At 52.4% G+C, this 15,692-nt stretch carries 12 protein-coding genes; 3 read left to right on the forward strand and 9 right to left on the reverse strand.

Annotation, left to right across the window (positions count from 1 at the left end; genetic code table 11):
• Positions 1-108: 108 nt before the first annotated feature.
• From IM265_RS21260 to IM265_RS21270, 3 genes are all read left to right on the forward strand, one after another.
• Entirely contained in the window at positions 109-1,650 is a 1,542-nt protein-coding gene (locus IM265_RS21260) for a sensor domain-containing diguanylate cyclase (RefSeq protein ID WP_193032198.1), read from the forward strand.
• A gap of 146 nt (positions 1,651-1,796) precedes the next feature.
• Positions 1,797-2,105 (forward strand): PTS sugar transporter subunit IIB, encoded by a 309-nt coding sequence (locus IM265_RS21265; protein ID WP_010425948.1) that lies wholly within the window; start codon positions 1,797-1,799, stop codon positions 2,103-2,105.
• A complete protein-coding gene (locus tag IM265_RS21270; RefSeq protein WP_008503455.1) occupies positions 2,105-2,422 on the forward strand; it encodes a PTS lactose/cellobiose transporter subunit IIA in 318 nt (105 codons plus the stop codon). The genes IM265_RS21265 and IM265_RS21270 overlap by 1 nt, the downstream gene beginning before the upstream one ends.
• Before the next feature lie 58 nt (positions 2,423-2,480).
• Here the strand turns inward: IM265_RS21270 and rpoC are convergent, their stop codons facing one another.
• The 9 genes from rpoC to tuf all read right to left on the reverse strand — a co-directional run.
• Positions 2,481-6,704 (reverse strand): DNA-directed RNA polymerase subunit beta', encoded by a 4,224-nt coding sequence (gene rpoC, locus IM265_RS21275; RefSeq protein WP_028015097.1) that lies wholly within the window; start codon positions 6,702-6,704, stop codon positions 2,481-2,483.
• Positions 6,705-6,780: 76 nt separating this feature from the next.
• The gene (gene rpoB / locus IM265_RS21280; protein ID WP_015569976.1) at positions 6,781-10,809 is read right to left on the reverse strand and encodes a DNA-directed RNA polymerase subunit beta; all 4,029 of its coding nucleotides are present in this window, start codon (positions 10,807-10,809) and stop codon (positions 6,781-6,783) included.
• Between the two features lie 319 nt (positions 10,810-11,128).
• Complete coding sequence (rplL, locus tag IM265_RS21285; protein ID WP_002445276.1) at positions 11,129-11,494, reverse strand: 50S ribosomal protein L7/L12; 366 nt, start codon at positions 11,492-11,494, stop codon at positions 11,129-11,131.
• A gap of 66 nt (positions 11,495-11,560) precedes the next feature.
• A complete protein-coding gene (rplJ, locus tag IM265_RS21290) occupies positions 11,561-12,058 on the reverse strand; it encodes a 50S ribosomal protein L10 (RefSeq protein ID WP_003862338.1) in 498 nt (165 codons plus the stop codon).
• A gap of 289 nt (positions 12,059-12,347) precedes the next feature.
• Positions 12,348-13,052 (reverse strand): 50S ribosomal protein L1, encoded by a 705-nt coding sequence (rplA, locus tag IM265_RS21295; protein ID WP_006810530.1) that lies wholly within the window; start codon positions 13,050-13,052, stop codon positions 12,348-12,350.
• A gap of 3 nt (positions 13,053-13,055) precedes the next feature.
• Positions 13,056-13,484, reverse strand: a complete 429-nt coding sequence (gene rplK, locus IM265_RS21300; protein ID WP_008503452.1) for a 50S ribosomal protein L11 — start codon at positions 13,482-13,484, stop codon at positions 13,056-13,058.
• 156 nt (positions 13,485-13,640) lie between these two features.
• Positions 13,641-14,186, reverse strand: coding sequence for a transcription termination/antitermination protein NusG (gene nusG / locus IM265_RS21305; protein WP_003862341.1), 546 nt, complete (start codon positions 14,184-14,186; stop codon positions 13,641-13,643).
• 1 nt (position 14,187) lies between these two features.
• Complete coding sequence (secE, locus tag IM265_RS21310; RefSeq protein WP_003862342.1) at positions 14,188-14,571, reverse strand: preprotein translocase subunit SecE; 384 nt, start codon at positions 14,569-14,571, stop codon at positions 14,188-14,190.
• A gap of 227 nt (positions 14,572-14,798) precedes the next feature.
• A partial coding sequence (tuf, locus tag IM265_RS21315) for an elongation factor Tu (RefSeq protein WP_193056018.1) occupies positions 14,799-15,692 on the reverse strand: 894 nt, incomplete at its 5' end.

Genomic DNA, 15,692 nt, shown 5'->3' on the forward strand with positions numbered 1-15,692 from the left:
GCCTGAAATCGTGTTCCGTATAATTCACCGCTAACCGCAGGACAGCGACTATGCTGAGAGGATATCGGCAGACGAAAAATATTCACCATCAGGATCGATGTACAACTCATGGCACTTCACAGCAAAAAGCTCTCTTTCACCCGACCCATTATGCTCAGCTTCGCGGGGATTCTGTGCAGTTTTGCGCTGATCGCGGTCGTGGTAACTCTTTCACAACGAAAGGATTTCCTTGAGGACTATCATAAGATTAATGGCAATTTCACCCATAACCTTGCGGTGAACTACACCGAGTCAATCCTGCGTGAAAACGACTATATCCTGGGCCGCTCCGCGATGTATTTTGCACGCGATGACAGGCTAAACGAGACCCTCAACGTCAACCCGACGCAAGGGCTGCAGATGATGATGCATTTGCAAAACCTGATGCCGACCGTGTCATCCATCTCGCTGGCAGACACGCAGGGACATTATCTGCGCGCGCCGGAAGTGCTCCAGACGGAAAAGAGTAAAACCTTCGATCCCCGGACGCGTCCGTGGTTTGTCGCCCATGCTGAAGCCAGTATATTCAGCCACTACACCCGTCCCTATACGGACTACTTCAACGGTCATCCGACGGTCACACTCTATAAACCGTTGATTTCACCAGAAGGTCGACTTAAAGGTACGATTGCGTTTCATCTCGACTTAACGTCAATGGGCTACACCCTGCGTCAGATGGTCGCCCCTGTTCAGGGGGAATTCTTCGTCGTCGAACGCGATGGCGCCGTCGTGCTGCACCCAGATACGGGCGTGCTTTTCAAACAGTACGTCAGCGAAGCGCTGATGGATAAAATGACCAGCGGCGAAGGCCACCTTTACGATAAGAAAACCGACGCCTGGTATTACTACTACTCATTTACCAATCCGGACTGGTTTGTCATCTACAGGGTCTCTGGCGCAACGCTTACCGATATCACCCGACACGAAACGACAATCGTAGGCTGGGGTTTCGCGCTGGCGGCCATCATTATCATTCTCTTCGGCCTCTATCTACGTCATGCCTCGCGTACCGTGTTGATGACCATTATCAATGCGATCAAAACGGGCGATGTGAGCCAGGCGCCGCGTCTGGAAGCGATGCTGAGCCGCACCATTCAGTCCAATAAAGAGCGTGAGATGGCGTATGTTCGTCAGGCCACTCACGATGCGCTGACCGGCTGCAAAAACCGCCGTGCGTTCGATAACGATGTGGAGGAATTATTAAATGCCCACCAGCCTTTCGCGATGGCGTTGGTTGATATTGATAACTTCAAGTCAATTAACGACACGTGGGGACACCTGAGCGGCGACATTGTCCTGCGTAACGTGGCGCGCGAGGGGATCCAGATAATGCAGCCCCACCACGTCTCGGTCTATCGCTATGGTGGTGAAGAGTTCGCGGTAATTTTCCAGGCCGAGCAGATCGCTGCTGCATTTTCATTGCTTGACGCATGGCGCACCGCCGTTGCAAGACGCGTATGGCGGGAAGACAATCTTCACGTCACGTTCAGCGCGGGTCTGGGTGAATGGCACTTCGAACCGCTGGAACAATTTGTAGGTAGCGTTGATAACGCGCTCTACAGTGCTAAAAAGCAGGGAAAAAACCGTATTGTTCGCACTGCCGTCGGCTGACTTTCTCTCTTACTCGAAGAATTGTAACCGGTTTCAGAAAAATGCCGCTTTCTTTGTGATGCCTGACACACAATCGCGGTAAAGCGGTTGTTGAAGCTCTCTGCGCAGGATAATTATCAATAAACACATGTAGATCGAGGCTGATTATGAAGAACATCGTTTTATGCTGTGCAGCGGGAATGTCAACCAGCATGCTGGTTCAACGTATGAAAGATGCCGCGCAGAAAAAAGGGGTTGAAGTCACCATTAAAGCCGTTCCGGTTGCGGAGTTTAAAGACAATATCGCGACGGCCGACATCGTATTGCTGGGGCCACAGGTCAAATACGAGCAGGCTAAACTGCAGGCACAGGCCGACCCGCTGGGTAAAAAGGTCGCGGTGATCGACATGATGGATTACGGCATGATGAAAGGCGATGCCGTACTGGAAAAAGCGCTTAAACTGCTGGAGTCATAATGGAAGACTTAGAAACCACAATCATGGAACTGCTGGTCAACGCCGGTGCGGCCCGCAGTGCGGCCCTGACGGCTCTGCAGATGGCGCGTAAAGGTGAGTTTGACGAAGCTGAAAAAGCGATGGAAGAATCCCGCGAATATGTGAAGCACGCGCATACGATCCAGACGCAGCTTATTGGACTTGACGAAGGGACCGGGAAACTGCCTGTTAACCTGATCACCGTTCATTCTCAGGACCACCTGATGAACGCAATGGTTATTCAGGATCTGGCGGGCGATATGATTGAGCTTTATCGACGCATCCCGCTAGTGAATTGAAGAAATGCAGATATAAAAAAACCCGCCGAGGCGGGTTTTTTATTTACGGCATCAACGATTACTCGTTGTCGGAACCGCCCAGACCTGCGTTCAGCAGTTCTGCCAGGCTCGCGGATGCATCTTCAGCAGTAACCTGCGGTGCAGCTGGCAGTTCGCCCGCTGCGCGACGACGCATACGATCCTGATGGTACGCATAACCGGTACCGGCAGGGATCAGACGACCCACGATGACGTTCTCTTTCAGACCGCGCAGTTCATCACGTTTACCTGCAACAGCGGCTTCGGTCAGGACACGAGTCGTTTCCTGGAACGATGCTGCGGAGATGAAGGACTCGGTTGCCAGAGACGCTTTGGTGATACCCAGCAGATCGCGTGCGAAGGTCGCACCGATTTTGCCGTTCGCTTCCAGATCGCGGTTAGCGATCTTAACGCGTGAGTATTCAACCTGCTCGCCTTCCAGGAAGTCGGAGCTGCCCGCGTTTTCGATGGTTGCTTTACGCAGCATCTGACGAACGATAACTTCGATGTGCTTATCGTTAATCTTAACGCCCTGCAGGCGGTATACGTCCTGTACTTCGTTAACAATGTAACGAGTAACAGCATGCACACCACGCAGACGCAGGATGTCGTGCGGCGCTTCTGGACCGTCGGAAACCACGTCACCACGTTCTACACGTTCGCCTTCGAACACGTTGAGCTGACGCCACTTAGGAATCATCTCTTCGTACGGCTCGCTGCCATCTACTGGTGTGATAACCAGACGGCGCTTACCTTTAGTCTCTTTACCGAAGGAGATGATCCCGCTGATTTCAGCCAGGATTGCAGGCTCTTTCGGACGACGAGCTTCGAACAGGTCCGCAACGCGTGGCAGACCACCGGTGATGTCCTTGGTACCGCCGGATTCCTGAGGAATACGCGCCAGGGTGTCACCAGAGCTGATCTGTACGCCATCTTCCAGCTGTACAATCGCTTTACCCGGCAGGAAGTACTGCGCAGGCATATCGGTACCCGGGATCAGAACGTCGTTACCCTGAGCATCAACGATTTTCAGTGCAGGACGCAGATCTTTACCGCCGGTAGTACGTTCAGCAGAATCCAGAACCACCAGAGAAGACAGACCGGTCAGCTCGTCGGTCTGACGAGTAATGGTCTGGCCGTCGATCATGTCAGTAAAGCGGATGAAACCACTTACTTCGGTGATAACCGGCATGGTGTGTGGATCCCAGTTTGCAACGGTTTCACCGCCGGCAACCTGCTCGCCATCACCTTTCGCCATAACCGCACCGTAAGGCACTTTATAGCTCTCTTTGGTACGACCGAATTCGTCGATCAGCTTCAGCTCGGTGTTACGAGAGGTCACAACCAGCTTGCCTGCGGAGTTAACAACAGACTTCGCGTTGCTGAGCTTGATGCTACCTTTGTTTTTCACCTGAATGCTGGATTCAGCAGCCGCACGAGATGCCGCACCACCGATGTGGAACGTACGCATCGTCAGCTGTGTACCCGGCTCACCGATGGACTGTGCCGCGATAACGCCGATGGCTTCACCTTTGTTGATGATGTGGCCACGCGCCAGGTCACGACCGTAGCAGTGCGCACACACACCAAAGTCGGTGTCACAGGATACAACGGAACGCACTTTCACAGAGTCAACAGAGTTCGCTTCCAGCAGGTCACACCACTGTTCGTGCAGCAGCGTATTGCGTGGAACCAGAATGTCTGCGGTGCCCGGCTTCAGAATGTCTTCCGCGGTCACACGACCCAGTACGCGATCGCGCAGCGGCTCTTTAACATCACCACCCTCGATAACCGGGGTCATGGTGATACCTTCGAGGGTGCCACAATCGTCTTCGGTCACAACCAGATCCTGCGCAACGTCAACCAGACGACGCGTCAGATAACCGGAGTTCGCTGTCTTCAGTGCGGTATCCGCCAGACCTTTACGCGCACCGTGCGTGGAGATGAAGTACTGGAGTACGTTCAGACCTTCACGGAAGTTCGCGGTGATTGGCGTTTCGATGATGGAGCCATCTGGCTTCGCCATCAGACCACGCATACCTGCCAGCTGACGAATCTGTGCTGCAGAACCACGCGCACCGGAGTCGGCCATCATGTAGATGCTGTTGAAGGAAACCTGCTGCTCTTCGACGCCGTCACGGTTAATCACGGTTTCGGTTTGCAGGTTATCCATCATCGCTTTGGATACACGATCGTTCGCCGCTGCCCAGATATCGATAACTTTGTTGTAGCGTTCGCCCGCGGTTACCAGACCAGACTGGAACTGCTCCTGGATCTCAGCAACTTCAGCTTCCGCTTCAGAGATGATCTCGTGTTTCTTCTCTGGGATGACCATGTCATCGATACCAACAGATGCACCTGAACGCGCTGCATAAGCAAAGCCGGTATACATTGTCTGGTCAGCGAAGATAACGGTCGGCTTCAGACCCAGAATGCGGTAACAGGTGTTCAGCATTTTGGAGATCGCTTTCTTGCCCAGCGCCTGGTTGACGATGGAGAAAGGCAGACCTTTCGGTACGATCATCCACAGAATGGCACGGCCAATGGTCGTGTCTTTCAGGCTGGTCTTCGCAACGAATTCGCCGTTTGCATCTTTTTCGTATTCGGTGATACGCACTTTAACGCGCGCATGCAGAGAGGCCAGGCCAGCGCGATAAATACGCTCAGCTTCTTTCGGGCCAGTCAGCACCATGCCTTCGCCTTTGGCGTTAACACAGTCACGGGTCATGTAGTACAGACCCAATACAACGTCCTGAGAAGGAACGATAATTGGTTCACCGTTCGCTGGAGACAGGATGTTGTTGGTAGACATCATCAGCGCACGCGCTTCAAGCTGGGCTTCCAGCGTCAGCGGTACGTGAACAGCCATCTGGTCACCATCGAAGTCGGCGTTATAGGCCGCACAAACCAGCGGGTGCAGCTGGATAGCTTTACCTTCGATCAGGACTGGCTCAAATGCCTGGATACCCAGACGGTGCAGGGTTGGTGCACGGTTCAGCAGTACCGGGTGTTCGCGGATAACTTCGTCCAGGATATCCCAAACGACAGCTTCTTCACGCTCAACCATTTTCTTAGCGGCTTTGATGGTGGTGGCCAGGCCACGCAGCTCCAGCTTGCCGTAGATGAACGGTTTGAACAGCTCCAGTGCCATTTTCTTCGGCAGACCGCACTGATGCAGACGCAGGTATGGACCTACGGTGATTACAGAACGACCGGAGTAGTCAACACGCTTACCGAGCAGGTTCTGACGGAAACGACCCTGCTTACCTTTGATCATGTCGGCCAAAGATTTCAGAGGACGCTTGTTAGAACCGGTGATCGCACGACCGCGACGACCGTTATCCAGCAGGGCATCTACCGCTTCCTGCAGCATACGTTTTTCGTTGCGTACGATGATGTCCGGCGCAGCCAGATCCAGCAGACGTTTCAGACGGTTGTTACGGTTGATAACGCGACGATACAGATCGTTCAGATCGGACGTTGCGAAACGACCACCATCCAGCGGAACCAGCGGACGCAGATCTGGCGGCAGAACCGGCAGAACGGTCAGGATCATCCACTCTGGTTTGTTACCAGACTGAACGAACGCTTCCAGCAGTTTGATACGCTTGGTCAGCTTTTTACGCTTGGTTTCGGAGTTGGTTTCGTTCAGCTCTTCACGCAGCTGCTCGCACTCCTGCTCCAGATCCATGCTCTTCAGCAGGGCCTGAATAGCTTCCGCACCCATCTTCGCGTCGAATTCGTCACCGAACTCTTCCAGCGCGTCCAGATACTGCTCTTCAGTCAGGATCTGGTGACGTTCCAGGTTCGTCATCCCGCCTTCGATAACTACATAAGATTCGAAGTACAGAACACGTTCGATATCGCGCAGCGGCATATCCAGCAGCAGACCGATACGGGACGGCAGAGATTTCAGGAACCAGATGTGAGCCGTCGGAGACGCCAGCTCGATGTGGCCCATACGCTCACGGCGTACTTTAGTCTGGGTCACTTCAACGCCGCACTTCTCACAGATCACACCGCGGTGTTTCAGGCGCTTGTACTTACCGCACAGGCACTCGTAGTCTTTTACTGGCCCGAAAATACGCGCACAGAAAAGGCCGTCACGCTCAGGTTTGAACGTACGGTAGTTGATGGTTTCCGGCTTTTTAACTTCACCGAAAGACCATGAACGGATCATGTCTGGCGAAGCCAGAGCAATTTTGATCGCATCAAACTCTTCGGTTTTAGTCTGCGCTTTCAGAAACTTTAATAAATCTTTCACGGATTTGCTCCCGTCGGAGTTAGCACAATCCGGTGCCGGGGGTTAACCCGGCACCAGTGACCTGTTTGAGCGAGAATTACTCGTCTTCCAGTTCGATGTTGATACCCAGCGAACGAATCTCTTTCAACAGTACGTTGAAGGATTCTGGCATGCCTGGTTCCATCTGATGGTTGCCGTCCACGATGTTTTTATACATCTTGGTACGACCGTTCACGTCATCAGACTTAACGGTGAGCATTTCCTGCAGGGTGTATGCCGCGCCGTATGCTTCCAGCGCCCACACTTCCATCTCCCCGAAGCGCTGACCACCGAACTGTGCCTTACCACCCAGCGGCTGCTGAGTAACCAGGCTGTAAGAACCGGTAGAACGAGCGTGCATCTTGTCGTCGACCAGGTGGTTCAGTTTCAGCATGTACATGTAACCTACGGTTACTGGACGCTCAAACTGTTCACCGGTACGGCCGTCAAACAGCGTAATCTGACCAGACGTTGGCAGACCACCCAGTTGCAGCAGCTCTTTAATTTCAGCTTCTTTTGCACCGTCGAATACCGGCGTTGCAATTGGCATACCTTTGCGCAGGTTCTCTGCCAGACGCAGCACTTCTTCATCGCTGAAGGTGTTCAGGTCGACTTTCTGACGCACGTCGGTACCCAGATCGTAGGCACGCTGGATGAATTCGCGCAGTTTCGCGACTTCCTGCTGCTGTTTCAGCATGGCGTTGATCTTGTCGCCGATACCTTTCGCAGCCATACCCAGGTGGGTTTCCAGGATCTGACCAATGTTCATACGAGACGGTACGCCCAGTGGGTTCAGTACGATATCTACCGGCGTACCGTTAGCATCGTGCGGCATATCTTCGATCGGGTTGATCTTAGAGATAACACCCTTGTTACCGTGACGACCTGCCATCTTATCACCAGGCTGGATCTGACGTTTAACAGCCAGATACACCTTAACAATCTTCAGCACGCCTGGTGCCAGATCGTCGCCCTGAGTGATTTTGCGGCGTTTCGCTTCGAGTTTTTTCTCGAACTCGTGTTTCAGTTCGTCATACTGCTCAGCCAGCTGTTCCAGCTGATTTTGTTTCTCTTCGTCGGTCAGGCCGAGTTCCAGCCAGCGATCGCGTGGCAGTTTGTCGAGCTTCTCAGCTTCAACGCCACCGGCAACCAGCACCGCATAGATACGGCTGAACAGACCTGCTTCGAGGATCTGCAGTTCTTCAGACAGGTCTTTCTTAGCCTGTTTGAGCTGCATCTCTTCGATTTCCAGCGCACGCTTATCTTTCTCAACGCCATCACGAGTGAAGACCTGAACGTCGATAACCGTACCGGAAACACCGTTTGGTACGCGCAGAGAAGAGTCTTTAACGTCAGACGCTTTCTCACCGAAGATAGCACGCAGCAGTTTCTCTTCTGGGGTCAGCTGGGTTTCACCTTTCGGCGTCACCTTACCTACCAGAATATCGCCGCCGGTCACTTCCGCACCGATGTAAACAATACCGGATTCATCCAGCTTGGAGAGCGCAGCTTCACCCACGTTAGGGATGTCGGCAGTGATCTCTTCTGGCCCCAGCTTGGTGTCACGGGACACACAGGCCAGTTCCTGAATGTGGATGGTGGTGAAACGATCTTCCTGAACCACACGCTCGGAGACGAGGATGGAGTCTTCGAAGTTGTAACCGTTCCACGGCATGAACGCTACGCGCATGTTCTGACCGAGCGCCAGTTCACCGAGGTCGGTGGACGGACCGTCTGCCAGCACGTCGCCGCGCTCAACTGGCTCACCCAGAGATACGCAAGGCATCTGGTTGATACAGGTGTTCTGGTTAGAACGGGTGTATTTGGTCAGGTTGTAGATGTCGATACCCGCTTCGCCCGGATACATCTCGTCTTCGTTAACTTTGATAACGATACGGGATGCGTCGACGTACTGAACGGTACCGCCACGCTTAGCAACTGCAGTAACACCAGAGTCAACGGCAACAGCACGTTCCATACCGGTACCAACCAGCGGCTTATCAGCACGCAGAGTTGGAACGGCCTGACGTTGCATGTTCGCACCCATCAATGCACGGTTGGCGTCATCGTGTTCCAGGAACGGGATCAGGGACGCACCGACGGATACCACCTGCTGGGTGGATACGTCCATGTAGTCAACCTGGTCGCGGCTGAACAAGCTGGATTCGCCTTTGCTACGGCAGGTAACCAGATCTTCTACAAAGTGGCCTTCGTCATCCAGGTTGGAGTTCGCCTGAGCGATAACGTAGTTGCCTTCTTCGATAGCAGACAGGTAATGAATTTCGTCGGTAACCACACCGTCGGTCACTTTACGATACGGGGTCTCAAGGAAACCGTATTCGTTCGTCTGTGCGTACACGGACAGGGAGTTGATCAGACCGATGTTTGGACCTTCAGGCGTTTCGATTGGACATACGCGACCGTAGTGAGTCGGGTGTACGTCTCGAACTTCAAAGCCTGCACGTTCACGGGTCAGACCGCCTGGGCCGAGTGCAGAGATACGACGTTTGTGCGTGATCTCAGACAGCGGGTTGTTCTGGTCCATGAACTGAGACAGCTGGCTGGAACCAAAGAACTCTTTCACTGCTGCAGAAATCGGCTTGGCGTTGATCATATCCTGAGGCATCAGGGTATCCAGATCGCCCAGAGACAGACGCTCTTTCACCGCACGCTCTACACGTACCAGGCCTACGCGGAACTGGTTTTCCGCCATTTCGCCTACGGAACGGATACGACGGTTGCCGAGGTGGTCGATATCGTCCACTTCGCCTTTACCGTTACGGATATCGATGAGCTTCTTCATCACTTCGATGATGTCGTCTTTGCTCAGGATACCGGAACCTTCGATCTCGTCACGCAGCAGAGAACGGTTGAACTTCATACGACCTACCGCGGACAGATCGTAGCGGTCTTCGGAGAAGAACAGGTTCTCGAACAGGCTTTCAGCCGCTTCGCGAGTTGGTGGCTCACCAGGACGCATCATGCGGTAGATTTCGACCAGCGCGCTCAGACGATCGTTGGTTGGGTCGACGCGTACAGTCTCAGAGATGTACGGACCGTGGTCCAGATCGTTGGTGAACAGCGTTTCGATACGTTTGTGGCCAGACTGGCTCAGCTTAGCCAGCAGATCCAGGCTCAGCTCCATGTTCGCTGGGCAGATCAGCTCGCCAGTTGATTCATCAACGTAATCTTTCGCGGCTACTTTTCCTGCAATGTATTCAACCGGAACTTCGATGTGTTTGATATCATCTTTTTCCAGCTGGCGGATGTGGCGCGCGGTGATACGGCGACCTTTTTCCACATACACTTTGCCGTCGGCTTCGATGTCGAACGACGCGGTCTCACCACGCAGACGTTCCGGCACCAATTCCATCTGCAACTTGTTGTCGCGGATTTCAAAGATCACTTTCTCAAAGAACAGGTCCAGGATCTGCTCAGTGGTATAGTTCAGTGCACGCAGAATGATGGTTGCAGGCAGTTTACGACGACGGTCGATACGGACAAACAGGTTGTCTTTTGGATCGAATTCGAAGTCCAGCCATGAACCACGGTAAGGAATGATGCGTGCGTTATACAGTACTTTACCGGAAGAGTGTGTTTTACCTTTATCGCTGTCGAAGAAGACGCCCGGGCTACGATGCAGCTGGGAAACGATAACACGCTCAGTACCGTTGATAACGAAAGTACCGTTGTCCGTCATGAGTGGAATCTCACCCATGTAGACTTCTTGTTCTTTAATGTCTTTTACGGTGCCTTCCGGCGCTTCGCGCTCGTAGATCACCAGACGCAGTTTTACGCGCAGCGGTGCGGAATAGGTCACGCCACGGATCTGACATTCCTGAACGTCAAACACCGGTTCGCCAAGGCGGTAGCTGACGTACTGCAGCTCGGAGTTACCGCTGTAGCTCTGAATCGGGAACACGGAACGGAAGGCTGCTTCCAGACCGTACTGCCCTTCAGGATCTTGCTCGATAAACTTCTGGAACGAGTCAAGCTGGATAGAAAGGAGATATGGAATGTCCAGAACTTGTGGACGTTTACCAAAATCCTTACGAATACGTTTTTTCTCGGTATAGGAGTAAACCATAGGGTTCCTCAGCTCGCTGACAAGTCGACCCATCTGTCCGACGAAGGGACAGTTTGTGCAACACCATTTTGTGGACCGGAAAATTGAATACTTTCCGCAATACCTGTTGCTATCACGCTTAAACCATTTCATTGCGATTTACACAGAGCGAGCACCCTGTCGCAGTATATTAAGTCGTCGATAGAAACAAGCATTGTCAGGACAATCAGCAGTCAAACAGTGTGAAATGCTACTGATGCCTTACAGCGCAAAAAGGCTGGTGACTAAAAAGTCACCAGCCATCAGCCTAATTGCTTAGGCTGCAACCAGAAAAGTTGGCTTATTTAACTTCAACTTCAGCGCCAGCTTCTTCCAGAGATTTTTTCAGTGCTTCTGCGTCGTCTTTGCTCACGCCTTCTTTCAGCGCAGCTGGAGCAGATTCTACCAGGTCTTTAGCTTCTTTCAGACCCAGGCCAGTTGCGCCACGTACTGCTTTGATAACAGCAACTTTGTTCGCGCCAGCAGCTTTCAGAATTACGTCGAATTCAGTTTTTTCTTCAGCAGCTTCAGCCGGGCCAGCAGCTACAGCTACAGCAGCAGCAGCAGAAACACCGAATTTTTCTTCCATTGCAGATACCAGCTCTACAACGTCCATTACGGACATAGCTGCAACTGCTTCAATGATTTGATCTTTAGTGATAGACATTTAAATTGTTCCTGAAAATCAGAATAAGTTTATACGTAAGCAAATGCTTTATAAAGATAACTGCGATTAAGCAGCTTCTTTCGCATCGCGTACAGCAGCCAGAGTGCGAACCAGTTTGCCAGCCGCAGCTTCTTTCATGGTTGCCATCAGGCGTGCAATTGCTTCTTCGTAGGTCGGCAGGGTTGCCAGGCGATCGATTTGCGATGCCGGGATCAACTCACCTTCAAAGGCTGCAGCTTTGACCTCAAATTTTGCATTCGCTTTCGCGAACTCTTTGAACAGACGAGCAGCAGCGCCCGGGTGTTCCATAGAGTATGCAATCAGGGTCGGACCAACAAACGTGTCTTTCAGGCACTCGAACTGAGTACCTTCAACTACGCGACGCAGCAGGGTGTTACGAACAACACGCATGTATACGCCAGCTTCACGACCTGCTTTACGCAGTTCAGTCATTTTGTCTACAGTAACGCCACGGGAATCCGCAACTACTGCAGACAGCGCGCCTTTGGCTACTTCGCTGACTTCAGCAACAATCGCTTGTTTGTCTTGAAGATTTAAAGCCATTAGCTTTGCTCCTGGATGTTTGCCGGAACTCATGTTCCGGAACTCACTTCACTCAACCCAACGGGAAGAGCGTCTTAATACGGTGAGCAGAAACAAGCCAGAGTATTAAAAATAATCTTAGCGTTCTGTCACCGTCTACGCAGGGGATTAAGTTTCTTGCGAAACACCTGCGGTCTTCGACGGAGGCCTGGATAGGCCAGGCTCCAACGAACAAATCTTTTAGCCGCTAACTTTCGTTAGCAAACGTGGGGGTAAGATTGTAGACAAAATCACCGCCCACGTAAAGGCATTAGTTTGCAGCAGCGCTCAGGCCAGCCTGGTCAACTGCAACACCTGCACCCATGGTGGTGGAGATGCTAACTTTCTTGATGTACACGCCTTTCGCCTGAGTTGGTTTAGCTTTTTTCAGCGCAACCAGCAGAGCTTCCAGGTTTTCTTTCAGTTTGTCAGCGTCAAAGTCCACTTTACCGATGGTGGTGTGGATGATGCCGTTTTTGTCGTTACGGTAACGAACCTGACCTGCTTTAGCGTTCTTAACCGCTTCAGCAACGTTAGGGGTTACAGTACCCACTTTCGGGTTTGGCATCAGGCCGCGTGGACCCAGAACCTGGCCCAGCTGGCCAACAACGCGCATTGCATCTGGAGAAGCAATAACAACGTCAAAGTTCATTTCGCCTTTCTTGATCTGATCAGCCAGATCTTCCATACCTACCAGTTCAGCGCCGGCAGCTTTAGCAGCTTCAGCGTTTGCACCCTGAGCAAATACAGCTACGCGAACGGAACGGCCAGTACCGTGTGGCAGTACAGTTGCGCCACGAACGTTCTGATCGGATTTACGAGCATCGATGCCCAGGTTAACGGCAACGTCAACGCTTTCAACGAACTTAGCAGTCGCCAGTTCTTTCAGCAGAGCAATAGCTTCGTTGATGTCGTACTGTTTGGTCGCATCAACTTTGTCACGGATCACGGACATGCGCTTGGTCAGTTTAGCCATTTCTTAGTCCTCCACTACCAGGCCCATGGAACGTGCAGTACCTTCGATGGAGCGAGTCATCGCTTCAATGTCGGCACCAGTCATGTCGGCAGCTTTGGTCTGCGCGATTTCCTGCAGCTGAGCGCGGGAAATTTTACCCACTTTGTCTTTGTTCGGTTTACCGGAACCAGACTTGATACCAGCCGCTTTCTTCAGCAGAACTGCTGCTGGAGGGGTTTTGGTAACGAAAGTGAAAGAACGGTCAGCGTAAACAGTGATTACGACTGGGATTGGCAGACCTTTTTCCAGGGATTCAGTTTTTGCGTTGAACGCTTTACAGAATTCCATGATGTTCACACCCTGCTGACCCAGAGCTGGACCAACTGGTGGACTTGGGTTCGCCATACCAGCTGCAACCTGCAGCTTGACGTAGGCTTGTACTTTCTTAGCCATTCTAAAATCCTCTGATTGGGTAATAGCGCCTCAGGGAGGCTCCCCGTGAATAAAATTCGTTTTACGGGCCGGGACCCATAAAAACAAAAGGCGCGAAATTGTATTCCAATCCCGCGCCTTGTGCAACGATTAAATCGTCGCTTTTTTGATCGCTGCTTAGGCTTTTTCTACCTGGGCAAAGTCCAGCTCTACCGGGGTCGCACGACCGAAGATAGAAACAGAAACTTTCAGGCGGGACTTCTCATAGTCCACTTCTTCAACCACGCCATTAAAGTCAGCAAACGGACCGTCATTAACACGAACCATTTCACCCGGTTCAAACAGCGTTTTCGGACGCGGCTTATCACCCACCTGCTGCAGGCGGTTCATAATCGCATCAACTTCTTTGTCGCTGATTGGCGCCGGACGGTCAGACGTGCCGCCGATAAAGCCCATCACACGCGGCACGCTGCGCACCAGGTGCCAGCTCGCGTCGTTCATAACCATCTGAACCAGCACGTAACCCGGGAAGAATTTGCGCTCGCTTTTGCGACGCTGGCCGCCACGGATCTCAACCACTTCTTCGGTCGGAACCATAACTTCGCCAAACAACTCTTCCATGTTGTGTAATTTGATATGCTCACGCAGCGACGTTGCTACGCGGCCTTCAAAACCGGAAAACGCCTGAACGACGTACCAGCGCTTTTTAGGGGCTTCAGACATCTCAGAACCTCAGGCCAGTGATAAAGGATACCAGGCGAACCAGAATACCATCCAGTCCCCACAGGATCAGTGACATTACAGCGGTAACCGCCGCTACGATCAGCGTGGTGTGCAATGTTTCCTGGCGAGTCGGCCAAATGACCTTGCGGACTTCGGTACGCGCTTCGCGGGCAAACGCAACGGTCGCTTTGCCTTTTGTCGTCAACAGCGCGACACCACCCGCCGCAGCAATCAGAATTACCACTGCAAGCGCGCGTAGCGGCAGCATCATGTCACGATAAAGATAGTTGCCGACAATCGCCACAATCAGCAGCACGGCTACAACTACCCATTTCATCGCTTCCAGGCCGCGCCCGCTCCCTTGAGCTTCGGTATTCGCACTCATAAACCAACCTGTCAGAAGTATTCTACAAACATTTTCACCCCGCGAGTGCGAGGCAAACCAATCGAAATGCTATTCGCTTTTCGTATTATACGCTCTCCGCAGAGCCTGTCTCAGCAATGATTATGACAAAATTAATCACTGATGAGCCAGGTTCTGATATGAAAGCGTGCAAAAAGGGCATCAAATGATGCCCTTTTATTGCGCATTGCGTCAAATGTTATCAGCGATTAGCCGAGAACTTTAGCAACAACGCCCGCGCCAACGGTACGGCCGCCTTCACGGATTGCGAAACGCAGACCGTCGTCCATCGCGATTGGGTGGATCAGAGTCACAACCATCTTGATGTTGTCGCCTGGCATTACCATCTCTACGCCTTCTGGCAGTTCGATGGTACCGGTCACGTCAGTTGTACGGAAGTAGAACTGTGGACGGTAGCCTTTGAAGAACGGAGTATGACGGCCGCCTTCGTCTTTGGACAGGATGTACACTTCAGATTCGAACTTGGTGTGTGGCTTGATTGAGCCTGGCTTCGCCAGAACCTGACCACGTTCGATTTCTTCACGTTTGATACCACGCAGCAGAACACCAACGTTCTCACCAGCACGGCCTTCGTCCAGCAGTTTGCGGAACATTTCAACGCCAGTACAGGTAGACTTCGCAGTCTCTTTGATACCAACGATTTCAACTTCTTCACCAACTTTGATGATACCGCGCTCTACACGACCGGTAACAACGGTACCACGACCGGAGATGGAGAATACGTCTTCGATTGGCAGCAGGAATGGCTTGTCAATCGCACGCTCTGGTTCTGGGATGTAAGAATCCAGGAAGCCAGCCAGTTCGATGATTTTCGCTTCCCACTCAGCGTCGCCTTCCAGCGCTTTCAGCGCGGAACCACGAACGATTGGAGTGTCGTCGCCCGGGAAATCGTACTGAGACAGCAGTTCACGAACTTCCATCTCTACCAGTTCCAGCAGCTCTTCGTCATCAACCATGTCGCATTTGTTCAGGAACACGATGATGAAAGGAACGCCTACCTGACGACCCAGCAGGATGTGCTCACGAGTCTGAGGCATTGGGCCGTCAGTCGCAGCAACAACCAGGATCGCGCCGTCCATCTG

It is taken from the genome of Enterobacter cloacae complex sp. P17RS, from assembly GCF_014895885.1.
Taxonomy (GTDB): domain Bacteria; phylum Pseudomonadota; class Gammaproteobacteria; order Enterobacterales; family Enterobacteriaceae; genus Enterobacter; species Enterobacter bugandensis.